This is a genomic window from Nonomuraea longispora (assembly GCF_004348345.1).
In the GTDB taxonomy this organism is placed as follows: domain Bacteria; phylum Actinomycetota; class Actinomycetes; order Streptosporangiales; family Streptosporangiaceae; genus Nonomuraea; species Nonomuraea longispora.
The window spans coordinates 19,120-45,427 of sequence record NZ_SMJZ01000015.1; the positions used below are offsets into that span (position 1 = coordinate 19,120).

Annotated in this window: 28 protein-coding genes; 13 read left to right on the forward strand and 15 right to left on the reverse strand. The window is 69.9% G+C overall.

Annotation, left to right across the window (positions count from 1 at the left end):
* Positions 1–299: 299 nt before the first annotated feature.
* The 9 genes from E1267_RS06565 to E1267_RS06605 all read right to left on the reverse strand — a co-directional run bounded on the left by E1267_RS06565 (position 300) and on the right by E1267_RS06605 (position 8,654).
* On the reverse strand, positions 300–971 hold the full coding sequence (locus E1267_RS06565; RefSeq protein ID WP_132330824.1) for a response regulator: 672 nt from the start codon (positions 969–971) through the stop codon (positions 300–302).
* On the reverse strand, positions 968–2,062 hold the full coding sequence (locus E1267_RS06570) for a sensor histidine kinase (protein WP_132330826.1): 1,095 nt from the start codon (positions 2,060–2,062) through the stop codon (positions 968–970). Before E1267_RS06570 ends, E1267_RS06565 begins: the two co-directional genes overlap by 4 nt.
* On the reverse strand, positions 2,059–2,640 hold the full coding sequence (locus tag E1267_RS06575) for a hypothetical protein (protein WP_132330828.1): 582 nt from the start codon (positions 2,638–2,640) through the stop codon (positions 2,059–2,061). The genes E1267_RS06570 and E1267_RS06575 overlap by 4 nt, the downstream gene beginning before the upstream one ends.
* Entirely contained in the window at positions 2,637–3,731 is a 1,095-nt protein-coding gene (locus tag E1267_RS06580) for a hypothetical protein (RefSeq protein ID WP_132330830.1), read from the reverse strand. Before E1267_RS06580 ends, E1267_RS06575 begins: the two co-directional genes overlap by 4 nt.
* A gap of 12 nt (positions 3,732–3,743) precedes the next feature.
* Positions 3,744–4,136 carry a FixH family protein gene (locus E1267_RS06585; RefSeq protein ID WP_132330832.1) on the reverse strand — a complete coding sequence of 131 codons (393 nt, stop codon included), beginning with the start codon at positions 4,134–4,136 and terminating at the stop codon, positions 3,744–3,746.
* Complete coding sequence (locus E1267_RS06590) at positions 4,133–5,473, reverse strand: hypothetical protein (RefSeq protein WP_132330833.1); 1,341 nt, start codon at positions 5,471–5,473, stop codon at positions 4,133–4,135. The genes E1267_RS06585 and E1267_RS06590 overlap by 4 nt, the downstream gene beginning before the upstream one ends.
* Before the next feature lie 250 nt (positions 5,474–5,723).
* Positions 5,724–6,689: a helix-turn-helix domain-containing protein gene (locus tag E1267_RS06595; protein ID WP_132330835.1), complete on the reverse strand. Its 966-nt coding sequence runs from the start codon at positions 6,687–6,689 to the stop codon at positions 5,724–5,726.
* A 206-nt stretch (positions 6,690–6,895) separates the two neighbouring features.
* On the reverse strand, positions 6,896–7,672 hold the full coding sequence (locus tag E1267_RS06600; protein WP_132330837.1) for an SDR family oxidoreductase: 777 nt from the start codon (positions 7,670–7,672) through the stop codon (positions 6,896–6,898).
* Positions 7,673–8,249: 577 nt separating this feature from the next.
* On the reverse strand, positions 8,250–8,654 hold the full coding sequence (locus E1267_RS06605) for a carboxymuconolactone decarboxylase family protein (protein ID WP_132330839.1): 405 nt from the start codon (positions 8,652–8,654) through the stop codon (positions 8,250–8,252).
* Between the two features lie 165 nt (positions 8,655–8,819).
* On the opposite strand from E1267_RS06605, the gene E1267_RS06610 reads away from it, so the two are divergent.
* The gene (locus tag E1267_RS06610) at positions 8,820–9,404 is read left to right on the forward strand and encodes a TetR/AcrR family transcriptional regulator (protein WP_246063545.1); all 585 of its coding nucleotides are present in this window, start codon (positions 8,820–8,822) and stop codon (positions 9,402–9,404) included.
* Between the two features lie 111 nt (positions 9,405–9,515).
* On the opposite strand, the gene E1267_RS06615 is transcribed toward E1267_RS06610, so the two are convergent.
* Positions 9,516–10,163 carry a TetR/AcrR family transcriptional regulator gene (locus tag E1267_RS06615; protein WP_165959487.1) on the reverse strand — a complete coding sequence of 216 codons (648 nt, stop codon included), beginning with the start codon at positions 10,161–10,163 and terminating at the stop codon, positions 9,516–9,518.
* A gap of 96 nt (positions 10,164–10,259) precedes the next feature.
* On the opposite strand from E1267_RS06615, the gene E1267_RS06620 reads away from it, so the two are divergent.
* Both E1267_RS06620 and E1267_RS06625 read left to right on the forward strand, forming a co-directional pair.
* Positions 10,260–11,618, forward strand: coding sequence for a carotenoid oxygenase family protein (locus tag E1267_RS06620; protein WP_132330843.1), 1,359 nt, complete (start codon positions 10,260–10,262; stop codon positions 11,616–11,618).
* Entirely contained in the window at positions 11,615–12,262 is a 648-nt protein-coding gene (locus E1267_RS06625; RefSeq protein ID WP_132330845.1) for a DUF3159 domain-containing protein, read from the forward strand. The genes E1267_RS06620 and E1267_RS06625 overlap by 4 nt, the downstream gene beginning before the upstream one ends.
* Before the next feature lie 485 nt (positions 12,263–12,747).
* Here the strand turns inward: E1267_RS06625 and E1267_RS06630 are convergent, their stop codons facing one another.
* Positions 12,748–13,341: a TetR/AcrR family transcriptional regulator gene (locus E1267_RS06630; RefSeq protein WP_132330847.1), complete on the reverse strand. Its 594-nt coding sequence runs from the start codon at positions 13,339–13,341 to the stop codon at positions 12,748–12,750.
* Between the two features lie 283 nt (positions 13,342–13,624).
* Between E1267_RS06630 and E1267_RS06635 the strand changes: the two genes are divergently transcribed.
* The 3 genes from E1267_RS06635 to E1267_RS06645 are packed head-to-tail and all read left to right on the forward strand — an operon-like array spanning position 13,625 to position 17,401.
* On the forward strand, positions 13,625–14,227 hold the full coding sequence (locus tag E1267_RS06635; protein WP_132330849.1) for a (2Fe-2S)-binding protein: 603 nt from the start codon (positions 13,625–13,627) through the stop codon (positions 14,225–14,227).
* Complete coding sequence (locus E1267_RS06640; protein ID WP_132330905.1) at positions 14,227–15,198, forward strand: FAD binding domain-containing protein; 972 nt, start codon at positions 14,227–14,229, stop codon at positions 15,196–15,198. Before E1267_RS06635 ends, E1267_RS06640 begins: the two co-directional genes overlap by 1 nt.
* Position 15,199: 1 nt before the next feature.
* Positions 15,200–17,401, forward strand: coding sequence for a xanthine dehydrogenase family protein molybdopterin-binding subunit (locus E1267_RS06645; protein WP_220449365.1), 2,202 nt, complete (start codon positions 15,200–15,202; stop codon positions 17,399–17,401).
* Positions 17,402–17,728: 327 nt separating this feature from the next.
* Here the strand turns inward: E1267_RS06645 and E1267_RS44110 are convergent, their stop codons facing one another.
* Together E1267_RS44110 and E1267_RS06655 are read right to left on the reverse strand one after the other, a co-directional pair.
* Entirely contained in the window at positions 17,729–18,049 is a 321-nt protein-coding gene (locus tag E1267_RS44110) for a hypothetical protein (RefSeq protein ID WP_165959488.1), read from the reverse strand.
* Complete coding sequence (locus E1267_RS06655) at positions 18,042–18,638, reverse strand: CGNR zinc finger domain-containing protein (RefSeq protein ID WP_246063547.1); 597 nt, start codon at positions 18,636–18,638, stop codon at positions 18,042–18,044. Before E1267_RS06655 ends, E1267_RS44110 begins: the two co-directional genes overlap by 8 nt.
* 108 nt (positions 18,639–18,746) lie before the next feature.
* Here E1267_RS06655 and E1267_RS06660 point away from each other — a divergent pair, with 108 nt between their 5' ends.
* The 3 genes from E1267_RS06660 to E1267_RS06670 all read left to right on the forward strand — a co-directional run bounded on the left by E1267_RS06660 (position 18,747) and on the right by E1267_RS06670 (position 20,588).
* On the forward strand, positions 18,747–19,496 hold the full coding sequence (locus tag E1267_RS06660) for a phosphodiesterase (RefSeq protein ID WP_132330853.1): 750 nt from the start codon (positions 18,747–18,749) through the stop codon (positions 19,494–19,496).
* Positions 19,493–20,110 (forward strand): LysE family translocator, encoded by a 618-nt coding sequence (locus E1267_RS06665; RefSeq protein ID WP_132330855.1) that lies wholly within the window; start codon positions 19,493–19,495, stop codon positions 20,108–20,110. The genes E1267_RS06660 and E1267_RS06665 overlap by 4 nt, the downstream gene beginning before the upstream one ends.
* A gap of 82 nt (positions 20,111–20,192) precedes the next feature.
* Positions 20,193–20,588, forward strand: a complete 396-nt coding sequence (locus E1267_RS06670; protein ID WP_132330857.1) for a hypothetical protein — start codon at positions 20,193–20,195, stop codon at positions 20,586–20,588.
* Positions 20,589–20,985: 397 nt separating this feature from the next.
* On the opposite strand, the gene E1267_RS44115 is transcribed toward E1267_RS06670, so the two are convergent.
* Entirely contained in the window at positions 20,986–21,153 is a 168-nt protein-coding gene (locus E1267_RS44115) for a hypothetical protein (RefSeq protein ID WP_165959484.1), read from the reverse strand.
* A 133-nt stretch (positions 21,154–21,286) separates the two neighbouring features.
* Between E1267_RS44115 and E1267_RS06680 the strand changes: the two genes are divergently transcribed.
* Positions 21,287–22,108 carry a GON domain-containing protein gene (locus tag E1267_RS06680; protein WP_220449366.1) on the forward strand — a complete coding sequence of 274 codons (822 nt, stop codon included), beginning with the start codon at positions 21,287–21,289 and terminating at the stop codon, positions 22,106–22,108.
* A 75-nt stretch (positions 22,109–22,183) separates the two neighbouring features.
* Here the strand turns inward: E1267_RS06680 and E1267_RS06685 are convergent, their stop codons facing one another.
* A complete protein-coding gene (locus E1267_RS06685) occupies positions 22,184–22,810 on the reverse strand; it encodes a TetR/AcrR family transcriptional regulator (protein ID WP_132330861.1) in 627 nt (208 codons plus the stop codon).
* Between the two features lie 45 nt (positions 22,811–22,855).
* Between E1267_RS06685 and E1267_RS06690 the strand changes: the two genes are divergently transcribed.
* From E1267_RS06690 to E1267_RS06700, 3 genes are all read left to right on the forward strand, one after another.
* Positions 22,856–23,701, forward strand: a complete 846-nt coding sequence (locus E1267_RS06690; protein ID WP_246063549.1) for a CPBP family intramembrane glutamic endopeptidase — start codon at positions 22,856–22,858, stop codon at positions 23,699–23,701.
* 85 nt (positions 23,702–23,786) lie between these two features.
* Entirely contained in the window at positions 23,787–24,650 is an 864-nt protein-coding gene (locus tag E1267_RS06695; RefSeq protein WP_132330863.1) for an LLM class F420-dependent oxidoreductase, read from the forward strand.
* A 203-nt stretch (positions 24,651–24,853) separates the two neighbouring features.
* Positions 24,854–26,305, forward strand: a complete 1,452-nt coding sequence (locus E1267_RS06700; protein WP_246063551.1) for an N-acyl-D-amino-acid deacylase family protein — start codon at positions 24,854–24,856, stop codon at positions 26,303–26,305.
* Positions 26,306–26,308 lie beyond the last annotated feature (3 nt).

Below are 26,308 nucleotides of genomic sequence, written 5' to 3' on the forward strand. Positions count from 1 at the left end.
AGCCCCGGCCGCCCACGCTCCAGCGACTGGCGTCCACCGGCACAACGCCCGTCATTCGTCAACCCTCGAAGGACTTCCCGGAGCCGACCACTAAGCCGCAGCTTCGGAGCTGCGGCCTTCACCAAACGCCACCGGCAAGCACGTCAGGACACTGCCTATCACCCCGCACTGCTCACCGAAGTGGGCAGGGGAGATGCCCGGTGGCGAAGGGGCCGATGCCCTGGCCATTTTGAGACGCTCGAACTACACCCCTTCGCCGAACACCACATGGCGTTCGGCGAACCGCGGAGGTACGGCGATCATGACGGGCGCAGGCCGCGTAGCCGGGACCACGAGATCAGCACGTGGACCCGGTCCGGCAGGTCGAGCTTGGCCAGGATGCTCGAGACATGCACTTTCACGGTGTAGTGGCTGATGAAGAGCTGGTGTGCGATTTCGTTGTTGGACATGCCTTGTGCGATGAGCTCGCAGACCTGGGTTTCGCGCTCGGTGAGCCGGTCGGCCGCCGCCAGTAGCGCCCGGTCCTCGTCGGTGGGCAGCAGGGGCTGCAGCGCCTCGATCATCCGCGTGGTGGCTTCCGGCGCCAGTACGGACTGCCCGGCCGCGACGATTCTGATGCCGTCGCGGATCCGCTCGCCGGGCGCGTCCTTGAGCAGGAACCCGCTGGCCCCGGCCTGCAGTCCGGCGTAGACGTAGCTGTCCAGGTCGAAGGTCGTCAGGATCAGCACCCGGGTGGGTCCGCCTGCGTTGTGCTCGACGATGCGGCGGGTTGCCTCGATTCCGTTCATTCCGGGTAGCCGGATGTCCATCAGCACTACGTCCGGCCGGTGGTCGGCCACGGCGGCCACCGCGGCAGCGCCGTCTCCGACGGCGTCCACCACGGTCAGGTCGTCGGCCGCCCCGACCAGGCGTACCAGCGCCTCCCGGAGGAGCTGCTCGTCGTCGCAGATCAGGACCCGGATGCCGGTCATGATGCGCTCCGCAGCGGCAGCGTGGCGCGGACCTCGAACGTGGTGGAGCCGCTGGTCACCTTCACTGAGCCGCCGAGCAGCTCGACGCGTTCCCTCATGCCGATGAGTCCCACGCCGGCCCCGTTCCCGATGGTTCTGGTTCCGCCGCGCACCGGGTTGGTGACGCGTATGGTCAGGCGTGCTGGCTCGTAGGTCAGCAGCACCCGCGCGTCGACGGGGCCGGCGTGCTTGGCGATGTTGGTCAGCGCTTCCTGCACGACGCGGTAGGCCGCCAGTTCGATGCTGGCGTCCACCTGGCGTACGGCTCCGCGGCGCTCCAGCAGCGCCCGCGGCCCGCCCGGCGGTGAGGCGGCCACCAGGTCGTCGAGCTGCTGCAGTTTCGGGGGCGGCGCCAGCGGATTGTGCCCGGGCGGCGCCTCTCGCAGCACGCCGAGCAGCCGCCGCAGCTCGGCCAGCGATTCCCGCCCGGTGTGGGCCACGCGGCGCAGTGTCTCCTCCATGCTGTCCCGGGTGTCGGCCCCCGCCTCGGCGTCGAGGACCATCGTGGTCACCGAGTGATTGAGAATGTCGTGCAGTTCCCTGGCCAGCAGCGCCCGCTCGCGTTCGGCCGCCCGCCGCTCGAGATCCGTCCGCTCGGCCTCGAGCTGCTGCGAGCGCTCCTGCAGCTCACGGATACGATCCCGCTGCCGCGCGTCCAGCCGCCCCACCGCCCAGAACCCGACGAACAGCAGCGCGAGCGCCGAGTAGACCGCAAGCACCCGGATCGGGTCGCCGATGGCCAGCAGCGTCAGCGGTAGGCCGGCGAGCAGCAGAACCAGCACCGAGACGACACCGATCACGCGCCGGTCCCCCCGGCCCCACGCCCCCAGACGGGAGGCGGCGACCAGGGGAGCCACCAGGACCGGCATCGTCATCAACGCCAGCGCCAGCTCGAGCGCGACGACGATGCCCAGCGCGGTCAGCGGGTAGCGGCGCGAACCCATCAGCGCGAGGGATTGCCCGCAGGCCAGCGCCAGCACGACGACATCCTCGCCCCGGCCGATCAGCCAGCAGACCAGCAGCGGAAGGATGGCCAGCACACCATCGCTCATCCACTCCAGGTGTGTGTGGCGCCGCGCCGCAGCCGCCGGGTGCGGCGCCAGCCCGTGGCCACCAGAAGCGCCACCGGCGCCCAGGGCGTCAGCGCGACCGTCCAGCTCAGCGCGAGTGGCGGCCCCGGCTGCTCGATCGTCCGGATCGGCAGCACCCCTGTCGAGATCCCGCCCGGTCCTTCCACGGCAAACTCGAACTGCCATGTGCCCTCCTCCGGCAGCGAGACGACGTCCAGCCCCCACACCTGGGGGGCTCTCGGGTGCCGTGGCAGCACGATGCTGTCGCCACGCCGCTGCAGGACGATGCCCTTGAGCCCCTGCCGGTCGCCGGATGGTGAGACGACCGTGACCAAGCCGGCGCGCCCGTCGATGCCCCCGGTGGGCTCGAAGGTGAAGTCGAGCGACTGCAGCGCGTGGATCGGCCATTCAGTGAACGATACGGTGATCGCGGAATGGTCGCTCATGCGCACGATCTCGCTGTGGACGATCTCACCCTGCAGGGGCGCCGCCATGGCAGGGCCCGCGCCGGTGAGCACCACAGCCCCGGCCGCGAGCACCGCGGTGATGAGGCGTCTCATGCGGGCACCGCCCCTGGCGTGCGCAGGCCGAAGCAGCGCAGCAGGGACGCGCACTGCCAGCCCAGCCAGCCTGTGCCCGCCCCGAGTGCGGCGACCGCCACCAGCGTGGCGGGCAAGTTCATCTCCATCCCCACGGCGCCGTAGAAGAGCGCGGTGTTGACGCCGGCCAGCGCACCGATCGACGGCGCGATCCACAGCGGGCTCACGTTACGTCGCGCGGCCCACGTCACCGCCGCGGCGGCCAGCAGCGCGATCAGCGGGAACGTGACGGGAGCCCCGATCAGGACCTGTGGCATGCCGGAGGCGTAATCGCGCATCGGCTGGTCGATCGCCCCGGCGTACCAGCGGGTGGCGGCCGGGACGCACAACGCGAGCCCGCCCTGCACGACCACGAACGCCAGCCCGGCCGCGGCCGGCCAGTGCCAGCGCCGGGTGAGCCCGACGATGAGGCTCAGCATGAGCGCGCCCGCCGCGCCGAGTCCGAGCACGCGCGGCGCCACGCCCGGCAGCCAGTTGAAGATCAGCTCGGACAGCATGCCGAACGCCGACGTCGAACCGAGGGTCGCCAGAGCGATCGCCACCGCCAGGCCCCACCTGTCGGACCTGGTGCGCCGCAGCACTGCGAACGCCATCACCATGGCGAAGATCTCCACCTGGATCGACAGGCCCAGCCCGAAGTGCGAGGGTGTCGTCCCGGCCGCGATGTCGAAGCCGTACAGGTCGTGCCACCACAGGTCGGAGCCCGCGTACAGCAGGTTGGCCGCCGCGCCGAGCCCGCCCACCAGGAACGGCCAGGGTGCGCGGAACGTGCGGAACACCATCACCGACGGGGTCTCGGTCGCCGGTCCTCGGGCCCAGGTCGACAGCAGCACCACGGACAGGCAGGACAGACCGATGATGCCGGTCCCGGCATACAGCAGCAGGTGAGGCGCAGTCCAGAAGTTGTCGGGCCCGACGTCGCCGTGCCACTGACCGTCCCAGATCATGCCGGCCAGCAGTGTGGCGTAGCCGGACATCAGGAACCAGGCTCCGGCTACCTCTCTGCGCGGCACCTCACGAGCCGGTGGATCCGTGGATGGTTGTTCCGCCATGGGGGCATCTCCTTACGTTCCGACCAATGTGTTGACCTTGATGACCTCGGTACCCGCGGCTCCCTGCACGCGGATGTGGATCTCCCAGGCGCCGGGCATGGTGAACAGCTCGCCGCGCGCCACATACCGCCCGGTGCCGTCGTCCCGGGCGGGGATCTCCGGAGTCGTGTGGCCCATGTGCGGCATCACCCCGAACAGCGACACCTCCGCCTTGACAGCGGGCTCGATCTCTACCCTCGCCTCCAGCGGGCCGGTGCTCGGTTCGAGGGCGACGACGACCGCGAAATGTGCGCCCCTGCCCGGCAGCTCCATGGGGCCCGGCCCGTCGCCGCCGCGCAGGATCCAGATGATCCCGGCCGCGAGCAGCAAGATCGGAAGGGCGATGAACGCGATGCGCCGTGTCACGGCGTGCCCCTTACCTCGACAACGTGTGGAACCGTGACGATCTCGTAGTTCTTTGCGTACTGGATCCACATCAGGTATCGGCCCGGCCGGGGGAAGCTGAAGGTGAACTCCAGCTTGGGCGCATAGGCCGCGACGGATTCGTCCGGCACGCGCTGCGAACCGGGAACCATCGAGCGGGCCTCGTGCACGTGGCCGAGGAAGCCGCCGTCCTGACTGCGCACCACGAGGTGCCCGGCCATGCCGAGCCACGGCTGCAGGCTGGCGACGCCGGTGTCGAGCGTGACAGTTACGGGCCGCCCGGCCTCCGGCTGCGCCGGCGCGGTGACCGGGACTCCTCCCGAAGCCGCGCCTGTTACGGTGGGAACGCCGTCTGCTGCCTGCTTCGGGCCGCCCACCGTGAACTCGCCCGTGACCAGCTGCCCGCCCGCATCGGCACGCTCGAACTCGGCATACACCCAGTGCCGCCCTTGCTCCTGCGCACGCAGCCGCACCTCGTACGTGCCCGGCGCCGTGCGGATCGGATGCACGTGATGGAAGTACGAGCCGTCCTGGTTGGTCACCACGAGGTGCGACAACGCGGCATGGTGCTCCACCAGGTCGTCCACCGGGCCGCCCGTCGAGCCGTCGAACAACTCCACGCGCAACCGGAACTCCGACCCCGGACCGGGCTCGCCGGGCAGAACTGCGATCACCGGTTGCGCGTTCGGCCGCCCCAGCATCACATCCCGCGACGCGGGTGGCGCCCCCTCGGGCACCATCGGAGCGAACCACGGGGAGAGCAGCCCGGCGGTGAACGCCACCACCGTCGCCACCACGACCCCGCCTGCGAACCCCGCGGCGGCCAGCCGCCTGGACAGCGCCGCGCTCACCAGGGCGCCGACCAGCGCCACCGCCGCGCAGGCGAAGGCCGCGTACACGACCACCTCCCACAGCGGCGTCTGCGGCACCAGCACGGCGAACGGCAGCACCGACCGTTCCCCGCCGGCGCGAACTTCCAGCTCGTGCGGGCCCACCCGATCCACCGAGAGCACCACCGGGTACATCCCGGGGCTGCCTGCCTCCACCCGGACCATGCCCGACGAGGAGCGACCACCCTCGACCGGCCTGATCGCCAGATCGATCCGGCCGCCCCGGCCAGGAGCGTGCGCAACCACGTCCACCTGCAGCGGAGCAGGCACCTGTAGGCTCGCGCGCACCACTACAGTGATCTCCATCCCGGCGATCGTCTGGGCGAAGCGCACATCGGCCTCGCCACTTCGGCCGTGCGCCCACGCGGGCCCCGCCCAAGCGCCGAGAATCACCAGCGCGACGAGGGTCGTGATCAGAGGTTTGAGCACAAGCCAGAGCGTAGGAAGCCGTCCGCGCCCCGCACATCACGCGCGGGCACTGACCTGCCTAGTTCCCGGGAACTACCTGCCCGCTCGCCTGCGCCGCCGACGCGTCGATCACGGCCGGATAGTGCTGATCGGAGCAAAGGTCATAGGGCCCAGAAGCAGATCAGGGCATCGTTCCGCGTGCCTGTCCCCCTCCCCGTCAGATCATCTTGACCACCTGCGAGCGACGCGCCGACGATGAGGGCACCGACCGTCAACTCGGCAGGGCGTGCTGCCTGAATTCGCTGGCCGAGATGCCGTAGGCGCGGCGGAAGGCCCTGCTGAAGTCTGAGGCATGGGAGAAACCCCATCCAGAGGCGACCACCCGGATCGGAACATGACGCAACGCCGGATCGGCCAGATCGTGACGCACCCGCTCCAGGCGTTGCGCCTTGATCCACGCGGTCACCCTCAGCCCCTCGTCCTGAAACACCCGATGCAGGTAACTGATCGAGATGTGGTGGGCCGTGGCCAGCACCCGTGGCGTCAGATCCGGCTCACGCAGATGCCGCTGAATGAACCCCTGAACGCGCAGCGCAAGGGCGTGCCGATGGGAACGGCCGCTCACGCTCACCCCCTCGGCCTCCAGAGCATGCAGAAACAACGCGGAGATCAAGCTCGCCAGCGTCATCCCCAATCGCTGCCCATCAGCGGGCCGCAACTCATGCGCACTCTGGCTGATGTTCACGGTGAAATCGGTGAGCAGGCCACCGATCCCCTCAGTGGACGAAAGGGGACGACTCAGCAGTCCGTCCAGATGCTCGGCCGGCAGATTCACGTTCAACAGAGGCTTGGGGACCGTGATGCACATGGCCTGAAAAGCGAACCGGCCATCCGGAGGCCACACGTCGCACGCGATAACACACGGGACACCGTGGACCAACAGGTCTCCGACACCTGCGCTGAACCGCTCGTGCCCCCGCACCACCTCCAGCCTCCCCGCCAGCGGGATCAGCAGATGGTACGACTGCCCGGACCGGGGGTCAGGGCAACGACCCTGATCACGCCCTCCACGCCCCGGGACGATGCTCCTCGTCATCAAACGCAGGCCGCCAAGCCACACCTCCCCCTCGTCCACGCCTCCCTTCTCGCTGCCGACCTCCACCAGCGAACCAAAGCCGCCACTCCGAACCCGGAATCCGGCAGGGAACTCGGGGGTCAGAAAGGTATCCTCAGCCATCTCGTCTCCGCCTCGGCCTAGCCCTTCGCGACACCGACCAACCCGGCCAGGCACGCCAGGCGGTTACGGAGATTGGGCAGGATCCCGCGCCGCCGCCTCACTGCGGAGGAACTCCAGCAGATGCTCATTGGACGGGAGGGATTCGCGCAGCCCGGCGACGAGGAACAGGGCGGCTAGCGTGCCCTGGACCGCCCACAGGAGCACATTCACAGGCCTGCGGCCGACACGCCGCCGTCAATGGTGAACACCGCGCCGGTGGTGTAGGCGGAACGCTCGGAGGCCAGAAAGGCGATCAGGTCGGCGACCTCGCGCGGTGAGGCGGCGCGGCCGAGCGGGAACATCGCGGTCAGCTCGCCGTAGCGGTCCTCGTCGCCGAACCGGGCGCGCGCCTGGGCCTTCATCAGCGTGAGGATGCGTTCGGTGGCGACGGGGCCGGGGTTGACGCCGAGGACGCGGATGCCGTCGGCGAGGCTGCGTCCGCCCAGTGCTTTGGTGAATGTCATCAGCGCGGCGTTGCCGGTGCTGCCCGCGATGTAGTTGGCGTCGTAGCCTTCGCCTGAGGCGCCGATGTTGTTGACGATCACGCCGTTCCCGCGGGCCTTCATCCTGGTGTACAGGTGCCGGGTGAGGTTGATGTAGCCGAAGACCTTCAGCTCCCAGCCGTGCCGCCAGGCCTGCTCGTCCACCGCGGCGAGCGGTCCGCCGGGGATGTCGCCGGCGTTGTTGATGACGATGTCCGGTACGGGCACCGCGGCGGCGAACCGGTCGAGTTCGTCGCTCTGCCGCAGATCCACGACATGGACGCCGACGTTCACTCCGTGCTCGGCGCCCAGCCGGGCGGCAAGCTTCTCCAGCTCGGGGCCGCTGCGTGCGGCCAGGTCGAGGTCGCAGCCCTCCTCGGCGAGCACCTCGGCGATCGCGGTGCCGATGCCGCGCGATGCTCCGGTGACGAGCGCCCGCTTGCCGCTCAGGTGCAGATCCATGTCATCCTCGTCTGTAGGAACCATTGGTTTCGACAAAGAATTACCGAAACGCCTGGTTCCGTCAAGTGCTGCACTCGGCCGCATGGCATCAGCACGCGAGCCACGCTCGAGGCGCCGGCCGGGCGCGGCCATGCGCGTAGCCGGCATCCTCGCGGTGGGCGCCGGTACCGCGACACTCGCGCGGGCCGGGGCTGAAGGCGGCTGGCGTGCGGGGATTCTGTGGGCCGGCTTCGGAGTTCCGTTGCTGCTCGACGGGCTGACGCTCAATGGATGGCTACACAAGCTGTGCATCGCACTGGCATGGACGTCGCCCGCGGCGATTCTCCTTGGCGGACTCTTCGTCCTGCTGGACCGGCTCCGCTGCGGCGCTGGACGGCCCCGCGAACAAGGTCAACGCCGCATGGAAGGCTCGCGGCATCGGCGTGATGTTCCTGCTGATCGCGCGGCTGGCTTGTGGGCATGGGGTCATGCGGCCAAGCGTGCTCTGCCGAGTCAGGGGCGGCGGCTCCCCTGGGAAGGCCTGAGATGCGCGATCCCGTGCTCGCTCATCTCAGGGTTCCCGGATGCGGGATCTCGGTCAGGCCATGGCGTCGACGACGGGGAGCAGGCCCCGTTCGGCGAAGACCTTTTCGGCGACGAAGGTGCCGTTCAGGGCGCGGGGCATCCCGCAGTAGACGGCCGAATGCAGGAGCGTTTCAGTGATCTCGGCTGGCGTGAGACCCACATTCAGGGCCGCGTTGATGTGGATGTGCAGTTCGGTCTCGCAGCCGCCGAGGGCGGTGAGAATGCCGAGAGTGATCAGTTGCCGGTCTCGAGGGGGGAGGCCGGGACGTGCATACATCTCCCCGAAGACCCAGGCGACCACCTGATGGCTGAGCTCAGGTGAGACATCGGCCAAAGCATCCACGATCTTCTGTCCGGCCGCAGGATCGATCTGCTGCAGCACCTTCAAACCGCGCTCGAAGCGTTGTTCGCGATTCATCTGCCCTCCAGGGCGTGTCGTAAGTCCCTTGGACAACCGTCATGCCCGAGCCGTGCAGGGGGCGATTGTCGCCAGGTCCGGTCGTTGTCCTCACTTGTCGATACTGACAGTACCGAGAAGGTGATGCCGAAACTATGGGTTCCCTCAAGTGTTAGGCTCGTGCCCGTGACATCAGAGCCTCGGCCGCGCCCGCACACCGGACGCCGGCGCAATCCCGCCGTCCGGCAGGCCATCCTCGATCACGCCGCCGACCTCCTGATCGCCCACGACTACTCGGCCGTCTCGATCGATGCGATCGCGCACGCCGCAGGGGTCAGCAAACACACGATCTATCGTTGGTGGCCCTCCAAAGGTGCGGTGCTGCTCGAGGCCATGATGGAGCGGGCCAGGCAGCAGACGCCTGGCCTCGGCACCGGCGTGTTCGCCGATGACCTGGAAACCTTCCTGGCCGCCACCTTCCGCACCGTCGAGAAGGTGAGCGGGCTGCTGCGCGGCATCATGGCTGAGGCCCAGCGTGATCCGGTGGCCGCCGAGGGGCTGCGCCAGTTCACCACCGGCCGCAGAGACGAACTGCACGCCCTGCTCTCCCGTGGACTCGCGCAGGGCGAGTTGCGCACGGGTACCGATCTGGACCTGCTGGTCGACCAGCTCTTCGGGCTGATGTGGTACCGCCTGCTGATCGGCCACGCCCCTCTGGGCGGCGACGTCGCCGCCCGCCTGGCCCGCTCACTGATCCATCGCGGGCCTTAAGAAGGCCACGGATGGTCAACGCGCAAAAAGGAGGCGAACAAGGTTGGGCTCGCGCTGGAAACCCGTCCCTCTTGCCACCGGCGGGATGGTGAGTCCCCGGCGCGCCTGAGCTCAGCTTGCGTTCGCCGGCTCGGCGGGCCAGTGGTCGCGCATCGCCAGGTCCACCGAGCGCCGGGCAGCCTCGGGGTCGTCGCCGTACCCGACGAACAGGCACTGCGACATGTCCGCGAAGTGGAGTGGGAGGTGCTCGGCGGGCAGCAGCTCGGCGATGGCGAGGCTCACCATGCCGTGTCTCATGGTCCACAACTGCACGGCCCACCCGAGCGACCTGATCGGCTCGACCTGGCGGAACCGCCCGGCCTCGACACATCGGCGGACCGCGTCGACCAGCCGCTGGAAGGTGTCGTTCCCGGCGTCGGGCCCCTCGTGCCGTTCGAGGAACATCGCCCGATAAAGATGCGGGTTGGCCAGCCCGTTGGCGAGGTAGGCGGCGCCGCCGGCGGCGAGGCCGGCCACCGGGTCCGTCAGGTCGGCAGTGGCGTCGAGGTGCGCGACGAGCCGGGCGAAGCCTTCTTTGCGTACCGCGTGCCACACCTCGTCCATGCTGCCGAAGTAGGTGTAGACGGCCATCGTGGAGGTGCCGGCCTCATGGGCCAGGCGCCGGGTGGTCAGGGCTTTCGGGCCTTCCTCGGCCAGGACGCGTGCGGCGGCCTCGATGAGTCCGGTTCGGACGGCGGGATCGGCAGGCTTGGGGCTCATGGTTGACATTATGCCATAACATTGTTACACAACATTGTTATGCAAACTGAATCGATCGGCGCGCCCCGCGCGGGCCGAACGCCTGAGAGGACGAGCATGCCTCCCACGAACGCCTCGGCCCCGGTCACCGAGGAGGTGACCGCGTACGATCTCCCGGTCAGCGGCACCCTTCCCCCCGAGCTGAACGGACGTTATCTGCGCAACGGGCCGAACGCGCTGGGACTCGACGATCCCGGCGCAAGCTCCCTGTTCCTCGGCACCGGGATGGTGCACGGAGTTCGTCTGCGGGACGGGCGAGCCGAGTGGTACCGCAACCGCTGGGTGCGCTCGGCCATGGTGGCTCAGGCGCTCGGCGAGCAGCCGCGGCCGGGGCCGGTCTTCGAGGGGATGGACTTCGCGTCCAACACCCATGTGATCGGCCACGCCGGCCGGACGTTGGCGCTGGTGGAGTCGGGGCCCCGGCCGTACGAGCTCAGCGACGATCTGGAGACGGTCGGCCCCTTCGACTTCGGCGGCACGCTGCCGGCGGGCTACGCGGCGCACACCAAGCTCGACCCGCGCACGGGAGAACTCCACGCGATCACCTACCGCTGGGGGCGGCCTGACGCGGTCGAGCACATCGTCGTCGGTGCGGACGCTCTGGTGTCCTCGGCGCGAGAGGTGCCGGTGACCGGCGGGCCGATGATGCACGACTTCGCGCTCACCGGAAAGTACGTGATCCTCTACGACCTGCCGGTCATCGCGAGCACGGATGCCGCGGGCGGGTCGACGGTCCCCTACGCCTGGGACGATACGCACGGGGCGCGCCTCGGGCTGCTGCCACGCGACGGCTCCGGGGTGCGCTGGCTGGACATCGAGCCCTGCTGGATCTACCACACCCTCAACGCCTACGACGACGGCGACCGCGTCGTGATCGACGTGATCCGCTATCCCCAGGCGTTCGACATGGCCAAATTCGAGGGGACCGGCACTCCCACACTCCACCGGTTCACCGTGGACCTCACCGGCGGCAAGGTCGCCGAACAGCGACTGCACGACCGTGCCCAGGAGTTCCCGCGGGTGGACGAGCGCGTGGTGAGCGCGCCGCATCGCTACGGATACACCGCCGTGAGCACGACCGTGCCCGCCGGCGTCGAGGACCTGCAGGACCTGGACGACGACGCCTTCGGCAGCGTGCTGCTCAAGCACGATCTCGTGCGCGGCACCGTGGAGACGCACGGGTTCGGCCGTGACGCCGCGGTCGGCGAGGCGGTGTTCGTGCCGTCGTCCGCCGGCGCGGCCGAGGACGACGGGTACGTGATGGCCTTCGTGCACGATCCGGACCGGGGCGCCAGCGACCTGGTGATCCTGGCCGCCCAGGACTTCACCGGCGCCCCGATCGCCACCGTCCACCTTCCGGTACGGGTGCCGCTGGGCTTCCACGGAAGCTGGATCCCCAGTGGGGACCTGTCGTGACCGGACCCCCTCCCACCGAGCAAGGGCAACGCAGGGTGCCCACGGCGTGGGAGCAGACAGGTGGTCTGGCCGGGCTGTTCTACTCCTCCTTCCCGGTCATGGTGTTCGTCGCCGGCAACGCGATGTTCGGACTGCAGGCAGGCATCTGGAGCGCGGTGGGCACCGCGATCGCGTTCATCGTGCTGCGGGTGATCCGCAAGCAACCGCTGCGGCCTGCCGTGTCCGGTTTCATCGGCATCGCCATCGCCTCGTTCATCGCCTACCGCTCCGGTTCTGCGAGCGGGTTCTTCCTGTTCGGCATCTGGTTGAGCCTGGCCTGCTTCGCCGTGCTGGTGTTGTCGATGCTGGTTCGCAGGCCGCTGGCCGGAGTGGCCTGGAGCGTGCTGAACCGGGTGCCGATGGAGTGGACGAAGGACAGGCCGTCCCGCTTCGGCTACGACGTGGCCACGGCAGCGCTGGCCGCGGTGTTCGCCGCGAGGTACGTAGTGCAGCGCTGGCTGTATGAGGAGGACTACACCGGCTGGCTGGCGCTCGCGAAGATCACCATGGGCTATCCGCTGCTGGCCCTCGCCCTGGTCACCACGGTGTGGGCGGTACGCCGTTCCGAACGCCGCCTCAAGCGCTTCAAGGAGACGGCCGAGTAGGGCTGTCAGACCGCCTGGCGACGGCGCGGTTGGCGTCCGGGTCCAGCGGGAACACGCGGTGTAAGGCTGTTCGCATCGTCCAGTTCGGCCAGGCCCTGGTGACGATGACGTCATGTGCTCGCGCCCGGTCAACCCCTTGGGAAGCCGGATTCCCTGTGGCGCGTGTTGATCGAAGATGCCCGGCACGGTGCTGAACGCGACGTCCATCGGCAGGACGGTGGCCAAGCCGGAGATCGGCGTCACGGAGCGACTCGTGGTACGGCGCCGGTCTGTGGGTCCGCCAGGTGACCGGGCACCTCAACACCCGGTACAGCGGAGGGTTGCCGGTCACTACGCCTACACCCCCGGCTCCAGAAGCGGCTTCGCCTACGCCGCCCGCAACAGGCACCAGGAGAGCGGGTCGCTGGAGTGCGTGCTGTTCTGGCGCGCAACCTTGCATGCGAGGACATGGCGATGGTGACCGACTTTGAGGTGATCTAGCCGGATTACCCGGTGAGGCCGTCGAGTCTGGCGAAGAACTCCTCGACCAGTTCCGGCAGACTCGCGGGATCGTCGGCGGTCTGCATGGCCGTGTAGAGGCAGGCCAGTGACACCTGCGTGGCCAGGGTCGCGGCCATGGGCGTTGCGCCGTGCTCCGTCAGCGCGTCGACTATCAAGGTGGCCTCCTGCTGCTGCTTCAGCAGCAGTCGCGCCATCAGTTCGGGATGGCGGCGCAGCAGCCGGGCGTGCACCGCGGATCGCGCCGGCGTGGCCGTCCACCCGGTCAGGCCTTCCCGCGTGGCCGCCCTGATCGCGCCGAGCGCGTCGGCCAGTGAGTCGCCGATTGGCGCGCGCCGTTCGGCCTCGCGCCGCAGGGTGCCGATCAGGGCCGCGATGGTCCGCTCGTCGTCGGCGAACACGACCTCCTGCTTATCGCCGAAGTAGCGGAAGAACGTGGTGCGCCCGACCTCGGCCCGTTCTGCGATCTGGGTCACCGTGACGTCGTCGAACCCGCGTTCGCCGAACAGCTCGTAGGCGGCCGTGACGATGGCGTTGCGCACCTTCTGCCGCTTGCGTTCCTGGAGTGATTCGGCCGGCATGCGTTCAGTCTATCCCGATGGAACTTGATACGTTATGGTACTCAGTACCTATTGGTATCGAGTTCGGGAGGAGATGTGCTCAGGATCGGCTTGCTGGACGCCGCCGCCATCGCGCCCGCCGCGGCGGTCCGGCGGGTCCGGGTTTCGCTGCGTGTGCCGCTGCCGCGCTTGTCCGATATCCGGTACTCCTACCGGCTTCGGGCCTTCCACGCGGCGGTCACTAGGGGCGCCCCAGTGCTCACCGGTGCCCAGGACGCCGCCCAGAGGAAATGGAGACTGATACATGGAAGAGCAGTCACGCGACGACGAGGTGTCGCGCCGCGGATTCCTGCTGACCTCGGCCGCAGCGGCGGGGCTCACCGCCATCGCGGAGCACCCGCGGCCGGCTGTGGCCGCCACCGCCGCGGGCGCCGCGGGCGCCGCGGTCGTGGAGGTCGCGCTGAAGGTGAACGGAAAGGCGCGCACACTCAGCCTCGACCCGCGCGTCACACTGCTGGACGCGTTGCGCGAGCGACTGGACCTCACCGGCACCAAGAAGGGCTGCGACCGCGGCCAGTGCGGCGCGTGCACCGTGCACGTGGACGGTCGCCGGGTGCTGTCGTGTCTCACGCTCGCGGCCGGCGTCAGCGGCAAGGCCGTGATCACCATCGAAGGACTGGCCGACGGGGACCGGCTGCATCCGGTCCAGCGGGCGTTCGTGGAGTGCGACGGATTGCAGTGCGGGTTCTGCACGCCGGGGCAGGTCATGTCCGCCGTCGCGCTGATCGAGGAGGGGTACGCGGGATCGGAGGCCGAGATCCGGGAGCACATGTCGGGAAACATCTGTCGTTGTGGCGCGTACCAGCAGATCGTGCAAGCGGTGCGGATGGCCAAGGAGGGGGCGTGATGCGACCTTACACGTTCGCCGCCGCGCGCAGCGTGGGCGAGGCGTTGGAGCAGGCACGCGACGGATCCGCCTATCTGGCGGGCGGGACGACGCTGGTCGACCTCATGAAGCTGGAGGTCATCAGCCCCGCGCACGTCGTGGACATCACGGCCGTGCCGCTGCGCGGCATCAGGGCCGGCGCCAAGGGCCTGTCCATCGGGGCCATGGAGCGCATGGCCGACGTGGCCGGGCACGACCTGGTCGCGGGCCCGTACCCGATGCTGGCCGAGGCGCTGCGGCAGAGCGCCTCACCGCAGATCAGGAACATGGCCACCATCGGCGGCAACCTGCTGCAGCGCACCCGCTGCGGGTATTTCCGCGATCCGGCCACCCCGTGCAACAAGCGCTCGCCCGGCTCGGGTTGCTCGGCCGTCGACGGTCACAACCGCTCACATGCCGTCCTGGGCACCAGCGACGCCTGCGTCGCCACCCACCCCAGCGATCTGGCCGTCGCGCTCATCGCGCTCGACGCCCGTCTGTCGCTGCGCGGCGCCGGCGGTGAGCGCTCGCTGCGGCTGGCCGACTTCTACCGGCTGCCGGGCAGCACACCGCATCAGGAGAACGAGTTACGGCCGGGTGAGCTGATCACCGGCGTTGCCGTGCCCGCGCTGCCGTGGGCGCGCAGGTCCACGTACGTGAAGGTGCGCGACCGGCAGTCGTATGACTTCGCGCTCTGCTCCGCGGCCGTCGCGGTGAACGTGAGGGGTGGCGTGATCGGCGAGGCCCGCGTCGCGGCCGGCGGCGTGGGCACCAGGCCATGGCGGCTGCCCGCCGTCGAGCAGGCGCTGAAGGGCAAGCCGATGCGACTGGAGACGTTCCAGGCGGCGGTGGAGCACGCCGCCGACGGCTCGCGCCTGCTGTCCCGCAACGCCTTCAAACCGGCGCTGCTGCGCCGCACCATCGTCCGCGCACTCGTCCACCTGGCAGGCTGATATGGCACAACCCACGATGGACCGGATCGACGCCCGCGCCAAGGTCACCGGCGCGGCCAAGTACGCCTCCGACCACAACCTGCCCGCGATGGTCTACGGGCACATGGTGACCAGCACGATCGGCAACGGCCGGATCGTCTCGATGGACCTGAGCGCGGCCCGCGCCGCCGGGGGCGTGATCGAGATCTACACTCCCGGCAACCGGCCGGCCTTTCGTGGCACGCTGCCGCCCCCGCTCGCGCCCGTCTTCGCGGAGGCCCGCCACCCGCTCGCAGACAGCGAGATCCACTACTACGGCCAGATCGTCGCGATGGTCGTGGCCGAGACCATCGAGCAAGCCCGCGACGCCGCGGCGCTCATCAAAGTGACGTACACGGCACTGCCCCCGAAATCCTCCTTCGAGGACGCCAAGCAGAACCCCGCGGACCCACCCGTCACCGGGCTGCCGCTCGGGCAACCGATCAAGAAACCCCAGGACGTCGACATCGAGACCGCGCTGGCCGCCAGCCAGGTCAGGGTCGAAGAGACCTACGACATCCCGCCCAGGCACCACAACATGATGGAACCGCACGCGGCCGTGGCCGCCTGGCAGAACGGGAAACTGACGATCTACAGCGGCACGCAGGGACCGGCGGCGCACGCGCTGGAGTTGGCCACCGTGCTCGGCGTTCAGCCGGCCGACGTGCACGTCATCAGCCCGTACGTGGGCGGCGCCTTCGGCGGCAAGGCGTTCACCTGGGCGCCCGCCCTGCTGGCCGCGGCCGCCGCCCTCGCGCTCGCCCGCCCCGTCAAGGTCGTGACCAGCCGCGAGCAACTCTTCACCGTTACCGGCCACCGGGCAGCCTCCTCGCAAACGTTCGGACTCGGCACGCACAGGGACGGGCGGCTCAACGCGATCAAGCACCACACGACCAGCCAGAGCATCGTGGAGGATCCCGGCTACCGCACCACGCCGAAGTACTACCTCGCCCCGAACGTCGACATCAGGCTGATGGTCACCCCCGACATGAACCTGCCCACCGCCACCATCATGCGCGCCCCCGGCGACGAGGCCGGATCCTTCGCCCTGGAGAGCGCCATGGACGAGCTGGCCGTGCGGCTCGGCATGGACCCCATCGAGCTCCGCATGAAGAACTACCTGGAGTCGACCCTGATCGAGGCGAAGCCGTACTCCAGCAAGCATCTCGACGCGTGTTACCGGGTAGGCGCCGAGCGGTTCGGCTGGTCGCGCCGCAGCACCCAGCCGGCCGCGGTCACCGACGGTGACTGGCAGGTCGGACTCGGCATGTCCACTGCCATCCTGGACTCGGGCCGAGCGTCTACGACAGTGCGGGTGACCTTCCGCCCGAACGGCACCGCCACCGTGGGCTGCGCCACGTCCGACGCGGGGACCGGGATGTGGACGATCATGGCCATGACCGGGGCCCGCGCTCTGGAGGTGCCCGTCGACCGCATCAGGCCCGCACTCGGCGACTCAGGACTGCCCGTCGCTGGCAACAACGACATCTACGGCGCGGTCGGCTCGGCCGCCACCTCGACCGTGACGCCCGCGATCCTGGTGGCCGCGAAGGAGGCGATCGGAAAGCTGGTCGAGCACGCCACCACGGCCGCGGGCTCACCGCTGGTCGGAGCCGGCGACGTGCGCTACGACGGAGGCCGTCTCGTCGGTGCGGGCACGTCAGTCGGGTTCGGTGAGCTGCTCACCCTGACCAGGACCGCCGAGGTCGGAGCCCAGGGCACCAGTGCGCCCCTGGACGAAAGCCACGCCTATGCCTCCTATGCCGCGCACTTCTGCGAGGTCAGGGTCAACCGGTGGACCGGGGACCCGCGCCTGGGCCGCTTCACCACCGTGGTGGACGCGGGGGCGATCCTCAACGCGAAAACCGCACGCAACCAGATCACCGGGGGAGTGCTGTTCGGGCTCGCGGCGGCCATGTTCGAAGAGGGCAAGGTCGAAGGCGCAACCGGCCGGATCTCCAACGCCAACCTCGCCGACTACCTGCTACCGGTCAACGCCGACACCACGGAGATCGACGTGCACTTCCTCGACCACCCCGACACCAGACTCAGCCCCACAGGCGCCCGCGGGATCGGCGAGCTCGGCACGGTCGGAGCTGCGGCTGCCTTCGCCAACGCCGTCTACAACGCCACAGGCAAACGCATCAGGACCTTGCCCATCACTCCCGACAAACTGCTCGCCTGACAGCGAAAGCTTAGTAGACGTGCATCCGTCCGTGTGAACGCCTGCTGCAGGGCGGGGATGACCGTCGTGGTGTGACGGCTGGGTAGCGCGACCATGGTCAGGTAGCGGGACTTGCGGTCGACCAGCGTCGCGATCTGGCTGTTCTTGGCTCCGACGATGAGGTCGCCTTCGAGGTGGCCGATCTCGGTCCGGGCGTCGGCTGCGGCAGGCCGTTCCTCGATCGGCCGTGCCCCGGTGATCTGGGAACGCCACTGGCCCTTGACCGTGTTCTTCTTGTTCTTGCGGATGGGACGGCGCGTGCGCAGCTTGGCGCACAGCTCACGCGGATCAGTTCCACCGGGTCGTGTAGATCGCGCGGTAGATGCTTTCGTGGCTGATCCGCATGACCGGGTTGCCGGCGTGCGTCAGCCGCAGATGTCCCACGATCTGCTCCGGGGACCACTCGTTGTCGAGCAGTTCGATCTGGCCGCGTGTCGCGGTCGAAGGCACCCGGGGACGGATCGGCTTCTCGCGGGTGCCCGGCATCGGCGTCCGGCCATGGGCATGGCCGCCGATCCAGGTCGTCGACCGGGATCCGGCCGCGCCCGAGCGTTGCCGGATCCTCCACACCGACGGCGCCCAGCCGTGAGCGCACCGGGAGTCAGGCATCCGGGGCGGGTGGGGCGTTGTGGCGCTGGTAGTGGCGGGCCGCACGGGCGCGGTTGCCGCATGACGGCTTGCACCACTCCTGCCGCCCGTGGCTCCTGACGAAATAGCGTACGCAGCGTGGCGCGTTGCAGGCTCGCAGTCGCTCACGTTGCGGGCCGCTCAGGAAGTCGATGGCGGCACGGGCCAGGGCCGCGATCAGCCGCACGTTGGCGTCGGCTTCGGCCGACAGCACGTCGGTACGGGGTGCCGCGCCCGCGGGCCAGGCCAGTTGCGGGGCGATCCTCTCGCGGGCGGCCGTCCCGTTGAGGTGGGCCAGCGCCTGCTCGACCGGCATCAGCCGGTGGGCGTCGGCCCGGCTCGGCGGCGCGGGGCTGACCGCGTGCGCGAACAGCGCTCGTACGGCCCGCCGCAGCTCGACGATCTCGCCCGTGAGCCTGTCGTCCACCGTGAGCCCCGCGACGTCGACGAGCCCGGTCAGCGGCTCGGCCTGCTGGTGGATCCAGCGGGCCGTGCTCCGCGGCGTGGCCAGGTCATCGGCGACGCCGCCGTCGCCGTCATGGCGGATCGTGCCCGCCAGTGCCAGGGCCAAGGCCGGCCAGCGCTCCACTCCAACCCTCCCGCTTGCCTGTCTGCTCCCTCGTACTCTACCGTCTCTAACGGATAAAATCTTTTATCCGTTAGAGGATGGGACGACACGATGACGTTGTTGCTGGCTCAGATCAGCGACCTGCACCTCGACGGCACCGACAGAGCGCTCCGTCGCGCCACCCGGGTCATGGACCACCTGCGAGCCCTTCCCCGCCCGGTCGACGCCGTGCTGGTCACCGGCGACATCGCCGATCACGGCGAGGAAGCGGAGTACGAGCAGGCCGCCCAGGTTCTCGCCGCCCCCTTCCCCGTGCTCACCTGTCCGGGCAACCACGACGCCCGCCCGGCCTACCGCAAGGCGATGTTGCGGCAACCGCCCGGCTCCGGGCCGATCAACGAGGTGCACCACGTCGGCGGCGCCGCCATCCTGATGTGCGACTCCACCATCCCCGGCCGCGACGAGGGCCGCCTCGACGCCGAAACCCTCACCTGGACGCACGCCACGCTCGACGGGCTCGCCCCCGGCACGCCCGCGCTGATCGCCTTCCACCAGCCGCCCGTCGCGCTCCACCACCCGCTGCCCGACTCCCAGCGGCTGGAGGGAACCGGCGACCTGGCGGAGCTGCTCGACGCCCATCCGCAGGTCGTCGCCGTGCTCACCGGCCACGCCCACACCGCTGCCGTCTCCACCTTCGGCGGCCGTCCGCTGATCGTGGCCCCGGCCGTCACCTGGACCCTGCGCCTGCCGTGGGAGGGCGACCGGCCCGCCGACCTTGAGCAACCGCCCGCCCTGGCCTTTCACATCCTGGACGACGACCGGCGCCTGACCACCCATTACCGGGTCGTGCCGGAGGCGTGATCCACCCGTACGCGGTCGCCGGGTTCCTCCTCGCGATCCTGCCCGTCATCGTCACCCCGGGCGCGAGCCTGACCTTGCTGATCCGGCACGTCACTGCCGGCGGCCGTCGCCAGGCCCTCCCGGTTGTCCTCGGTACGGTCACCGGCCTGTACGCCCACGCGACGCTGGCCGCCGCCGGTCTGTCGGCGCTGGTCATGCACTCCAGCCAGGCCTTCACCGCCGTCAAGCTCCTCGGCGCCGCCTACCTGGTCGGCCTGGGCGTGTGGACCTGGCGCTCCACGACCCTGCCCCCGCCTCCCCCGCCGGCGGATCGGCGGGTACGGGGCGGCTCCGTCTTCACCCAGGCCCTGCTCGCGAACGTGCTCAACCCCAAGGCGGCCGCGATCTACCTGACCCTGGTCCCGCAGTTCCTCGTGGCCGGCCGTCATCTCGGCGGGCAGATCCTCACCCTGGCCACCGCCCAGGCACTGCTGGTGGCGGCGTGGCTGCTGACCTGGACGGCCCTCGTTCACCGGGGGGCGAACATCCTGCACAAGACCCGGTTCAAGCGCGCGGTCGGGAAGGTGACGGCGGTGGTGCTCGTCGCCCTCGGCCTCCGGGCCGCCACGGCGTAGGCGGGGGCACGCCGTGTGTGGGGACGAGGGCGGATCGGTTTATGTCGGTATAGTCCTCCGGAAGTCATGTTAAGGAGGACAAGTGAAGCAAGGTATGTGGCGAATGGTGCTCGGCCTTGGTGGCTCCTTGCTGCTGGGAGCAGGGCTCATGGTCGGCACCGCGGCCCCTGCCACGGCAGCCGGGTGTTCGGGCACTCATCTTGACAACTGGTCGATCACGGGCGGCTACATCGCCGTCTACTACAACTCGTCCACCGGCAAGAACTGTGCGATGACGTACACGAACAAGCCGGGCAAGAAGCAGTACATCAGGGTGGACATCTCCGCCAGCGGAGGGGGCAGTCAGACGGACAAAGGCTCTTACACGACGTACGCCGGTCCGGTGAGCGTCTCCGCCAAGGGCAAGTGCATCAGCTTCGCGGGGCAGGTCGGCAGCGGCAGGCCGCTCGAAGGCGTGACCGACGTCTATTGCGACTGACCGCGGACGCCTCTGAGCGGCCGGTGAAGAGCAGGAGGGCTTCAGGGCGCCTCTGAAGACCGTCGCGAGGGGGATCCGCGCGTTGGAGCGCCCCGCGGAGCGGATGCGTCAGCGCCGTGCCGGGATCGTGCGCGTACGGCCGGTGGTGATGGCGACGGCGGAGGCGGCGGCGCACAGGATCGCGGTCCATGCCAGCGTCGCCTCCGTCGAGGTGTGGTCGGCGGGACGGCTTGGTGGAGGCCATGTTGCGGGCGCGCAGCGAGCGGGTGGCGGGCTGGCTGGCCGACGCCTCGGCCGCCGCGGGCGACGACCCCGCCGACCAGCTCACCGCGGACCCGCCCGCTCCGGGCCGCCAACTGCTCCTGCTGGTCGAGGGGGCGACCGTCGTGGCCGCGCATCACGATGCGGTGGGCGCGCGGGCGAGGCCGCCAAACAGGCCGCGCTCGTCCTGTTGTCCGCCCACCGGGCTTGAGCCGCGCGAAATCAGTTTCTCTCCGGGCTCGCAATCACATTCTTGTGGAGCGCTGGTTTTCACCGCGGTGCGGCCTAAAATGGTTTTGACCATTGATTGTCCCACGCGCGCCCGGCCGCGCCGTCCGGGCCATGACGTGTTTGTTAATCTCCCCAACGCAAACGGTCCCGTTCGCAGCTGGAGGGGAAAACTCATGGCTCGACAGCACGTCCGAATATCGGCATTTATGGCGGCAATGGCCGCCGCCCTGCCGGTGGCGGCCCAGGCTCCGGCGCACGCCGCGGCCCTGCCCGTCTTCAGCACATGCCAGGACGTCCGGCGGACGATTCCGCTCGCCAGGGACGGCACGTATCTGCTCATCAACAACGGAAACGTGTTCACGGCGTACTGCCATAACATGGCCACCACGCCTGCCGAATACATCACGCTCGCCAGGACGGGCCAGGACGTCAATTTCTCGCAGTACACCGCCGGCGGAGCCTCGCCTGGCACGAACGTCAGGACGACCTTCACCCGGCTGCGCGTCGACCCCCGCACCATGACCGTGGACATCGGCGACCTGACCTTCGCGTCGTCCACCGGTTCGCTGCGGCACGCCTCGACGACCGTGACGAGCATGCCGTACGGCGCCGCGATGGCGTGCACCGGCAGGGCCGACGGCCGGGGGAACATCGATCTGCGTGACACACCGTTCCGCGTGAGCGAGACCTTCGTCACGGGCGGCAACGCCCCCGCAGGGTCGGCGAGCGTGAGCGCGCGCAACCAGGTGGTCGCCCTGCAAGGCGGGGGCTACTGCGGCTGGATCACGTCGGCTCCGGTGATGTACAACCCCTTCAACCCGCGGGCGGGCACGTCTCACCTTGAGCTGAGGTGCTCACGCAACCGCACGTCCTTCACGCGCGACCAGATCTGCGTGCGCCTGAACGACGGCGCCCCCGTCACCACGCAGGTGCGGCGGCAGGGCAGCCAGGGCAGGGTCATCGTGCAGTACGGCGACCAGGCGGTGGCGGTGCTGGGCACCGACGGGCAGGTCCGTTCGCTGGGCTGACCCGTCCGGCTCGCGCATCCGGCAGGCCCGGTTCCCGGTCGAGGGAGCCGGGCCCTTCTGCCTGCGGAGACGTGGTCACGCCGGCGTCGGTGTCCCGGTCAGCAGGCGCAGCTCGTCGTGGAGCATCCTGCGTACAGACTGCGGCGTGAACCTGTCCGGGTATGTCGCCGCGTGCAGGGTCAGGCCGTCGATGAACACGTGGAGCCGCCCGGCCTGTCTCTCCAGATCGGCCCGCGCGAGCTCCTGGCCAGGCCGGTCGGGCAGCGGCAGGCCGTGGCAGGAGGCGACCGCGAGGCGGCAGATGTGGCGCTCGCCGACCCAGCCCGTGTGGCGCAGCCGCGCCAGCGACTCGTCCACGTGGGAGCGCAGCAGACACGCCAGCCAGACGTCGACCTCCACCCGCCGCTCGTCGTCGAGGGGGAGCAGCTCTTCGAGCATGAGCCGGGCGCGGCGCTCGCCGGGCATGTCCGCGTGGTAGCGCGCGGTGATGCGCCGGGTGACGCTTCTGGCGACCGCCTCCGCCGCGAAGCGCAGCAGGCCGCGCTGGGTGTCGAAGTAGTGGCGCAGGCCGCCGACCGAGATGCCCGCCGCCTCGGCGACCTTGCGTACGGTGGCCCCTTCGATGCCCTCGCTGCTGACGACCTGCCACACGACGCGGACGATCTCCTCGCGCCGCTGCTCGTGGTCAACGATCTTCGGCATGCTCCCATTACAGCACAGTCGTACGGTTTCCTATACAGTACAAGCGTGCGAAATAACATCAACTATGCCGTCCTGGGCGGTGGCCTGGCCCTGATCGCCGGATCGGCGCTGTGGCTGGTGCTGACCGGAGCCACCGACATCCGCTATTCCGCCGACCACGTCGACACCGTGCCCATGTGGCACCGCTGGATCCCGGTGCTGGCCGGGCTGGCTCTCGTACGGCTGGTGCCGCCCAGGACGGAGCCCCCGGGTGGGGTGACGGGAGGGCGTGGCGTCCGGGTTCAGGCGGTCGTGCTGCTGATGGCGGCGCTGGTCTTCGCCGTGGCGTTACGGTGGTCGGTCGGCGGCGAACCCGCGCCCACGGCGCTCAAGCTCGCACTGTTGGCGGCCGTGCCCACGGCGCTCTTCTGGTGGTCAAGGCGGGACCCCGTCACCCTCGTACGCGAGCCGTCGACGGCCTGGCGCCGCTACGGCCCCGCGGCGCCGGTGGCCGCCTGGCTCGTCCTCTCCTACGCGAGCCCACTGGCCCCGCCGACCAGCGACTTCGCGGCGACCGTCGACACCCTCACCCTGGTGGTCACCGTGGTTGTGGTGTTCCTCGTCAACGCCCTGCTCGAAGAGGTCTTCTACCGGCGTTGGCTGCAGACCCGATGGGAACACCTGCTCGGCCCCTGGCCCGCCATCGTCCTGTCCTCGCTGCTCTGGGCGTCCTGGCACATCGGCATCCAGGGCACGGGCGACCTTCCTCGCGACCTGGCCTCCGCGTTCGTCAACCAAGGGGTGCAGGGGTTGTTCCTCGGTTACCTGTGGAGCCGCTACCGCCTGATGTGGCCCCTCCTGGTCGTCCACGGCGCGGTGAACGCCGCTCCTATCCTGCTGGGAATGGTGTGAGATAATAGAAGTTCACGGAGCCCTCTCCGCCTCGGACCACATCCAGGCGAGAGGGTTTTTTCATGCCCCGATCAAGGAGTGATCCATGGACCTCGGCCTGACCTGCCCTCGTTTCACCTGGCCCGGTGGCGACGCCGCCATCGCCTCCAGGTTCGCCGTCGCGGCCCGGGGTGCCGACCAGGCCGGGTTGCGCAGCTTCTGGGTGATGGACCATCTCTTCCAGATCCCCAACTTCGGGGCGGTGGAGGACCCGATGCTGGAGGCGTACGGCGCGCTGTCCTACGCCGCCGCCCTCACCGACCGGGTGAGCCTCGGCGCACTCGTGACCTGCCCCGTCCACCGCGAGCCCGGCCTGCTGGTGAAGCAGGTCAGCACCCTCGACGCGCTCTCCGGTGGGCGGGCGGTGCTCGGCATCGGCGCCGGCTGGTACGAGCCCGAGTCACGCGGGCTCGGCCTGCCGTTCCCGCCGCGCGCGGAGCGGTTCGAGCGGCTGGAGGAGACGCTCCGGATCGTCCGGCAGATGGGCAGCGACACGGACGAGCCGTACGAGGGCCGCCACTACCGGCTGGGGCGCACGCTCAACGCGCCCCAGGCGAACCCGCCTGTCCTCATCGGCGGCAGCGGGGAGAAGAAGACCCTCAGGCTCGTCGCCGAGTACGCCGACATGTGCAACCTTATGTACGGCGCCGACGTACGGCACAAGCTGGGCGTGCTGCGGGCCCACTGCGAGCGACTGGGACGGCCCTACGAGAACATCGAGAAGACCCTCCACATGCGCATTCCCGACGGCCAGAGCGTCGAGGAAAGTATCCAGCGCTGCGGTGAGCTCGCCGGGCTGGGCATCGACCACGTCATCGTGGTCGTGCCGGACGCGGCCGACGACCGGTGGCTGGCGCACCTGGCCGAACTGGCCGCGAAGATCGCAGGCATCACCCCGCCGGGGCGCTGAGCGTACGGACGGAAAGGGCCCTTCGTCGTATCGCACCAACCCGAGTCAGCTTATTCAGTGGCTGAAGACAAGATTTGCTGATCTGTGGAGTGTTGGGTGGCTTCATGGTCGATCTCATCCTTCGTGGCGGAACGGTGTACGACGGTCTCGGATCTCCGGCTTATGTGGGTGATGTCGCCGTTGCGGATGGGCGGGTCGTCACCGTGGACCGGCGGACCCGCGCGCGGCGGGAGATCGACGTAGCGGGGCTGGCCGTGGCGCCCGGGTTCGTGGACGCCCACGCGCACTCCGACCTGGTGCCCCTGATGGCGGAGCCGCAGCCGTTCAAACTGCTCCAGGGCGTCACCACCGAGATCAACGGCAACTGCGGCTTCTCCTACGCGCCCGACGCCTCCGCGCTGGAGGAACTGACGGGCGAGAACGTGCCCGACTGGACGTTCGCCGGATTTCTGGAGGCCGTCGCGGCGGCCGGGCCGACCAACCACGTGGCCACCCTCGTCGGCCACTCGACCCTGCGCGCGGCCGTGGCCGGGTTCGCCGAGACGCTGCGCGAGGGCGACCTCGACCGGATGCGCGACCTCGCCGCGGCGGCCTTCGACGCGGGCGCGTGCGGGCTGTCCAGCGGGCTGATCTACCCGCCGGGCAGCTACGCCGGCACCGAAGAACTGGTGGCGCTGGCCGAGGTCGCGCACGGGTACGGGGTGCCGTACACGACCCACATGCGCGACGAGGGCGGCGGGCTCGCCGCCGCGCTGGACGAGGCCGTCGAGATCGCCCGGCGGGCCCGCGTACGGCTGCAGGTGTCGCACTGCAAGGTCGCCGGCCGCCGCAACCACGGCCAGGCCGGGATGCTGCTCGGCAAACTGCGCGCGGCCCGCGTCGCCGGGGTGGACGCGCGGGGCGACCAGTATCCCTACCTGGCGGGCGCCACCATGCTCGCCGCGCTGCTGCCGCCGTCGGCGCTGGCCGGCGGGCGGGTGCGGGAGGTGCTCACGCAGGCGGGCGAGCGTTCCCGGCTGCGCGCCGTGGCCGGGTCCGGCGGGACGGGCGCGGGGCTGTGGCAGGACAGCACCCCGGATGGTGTCCTGATCACCGCGCACGCCGAGCCGTCGTTCGCGGGCCGTACGCTGGCCGATGTCACCGCCGACCCGGGGGCGCGCGCCCTGGTGGCGGTCGCGGAGGAGGACCCGTGGGAGGTCGCGTGCGCGCTGATCGCCGCCGACCCCGCCGCCACGATGGTGGTCTCCATGATGGCCGAGGACGACATGACCGAGATCATGGCCGATCCGCTCGTCGGCGTCGGCTCCGACAACGGGGCGCCCGTCGGCCTGGAACACCCCCGCACATGGGGCTGCTTCCCCCGTTTCCTCGGTACGTACGTGCGCGAGCGCGGGGTCGTCTCCTTGGAGGAGGCGGTGCGCAAGATGACCTCGGCCACGGCCGACCAGTTCGCCCTGCGCGGGCGGGGCTGGCTCGGCCCCGGCGCCTGGGCCGACATCTGCGTCTTCGACCCCGGCGCCGTCGGCCACTCCGGCACCTACACCGCCCCCTCCGCCCGCCCGTCCGGCATCGTCCACGTCCTGCTGGAGGGGCACGTCGTGGTGGAGTCGGGGGAGTTCACGGGCGAGCGCAGAGGCCGTGTCCTGCGTCCTTGACCC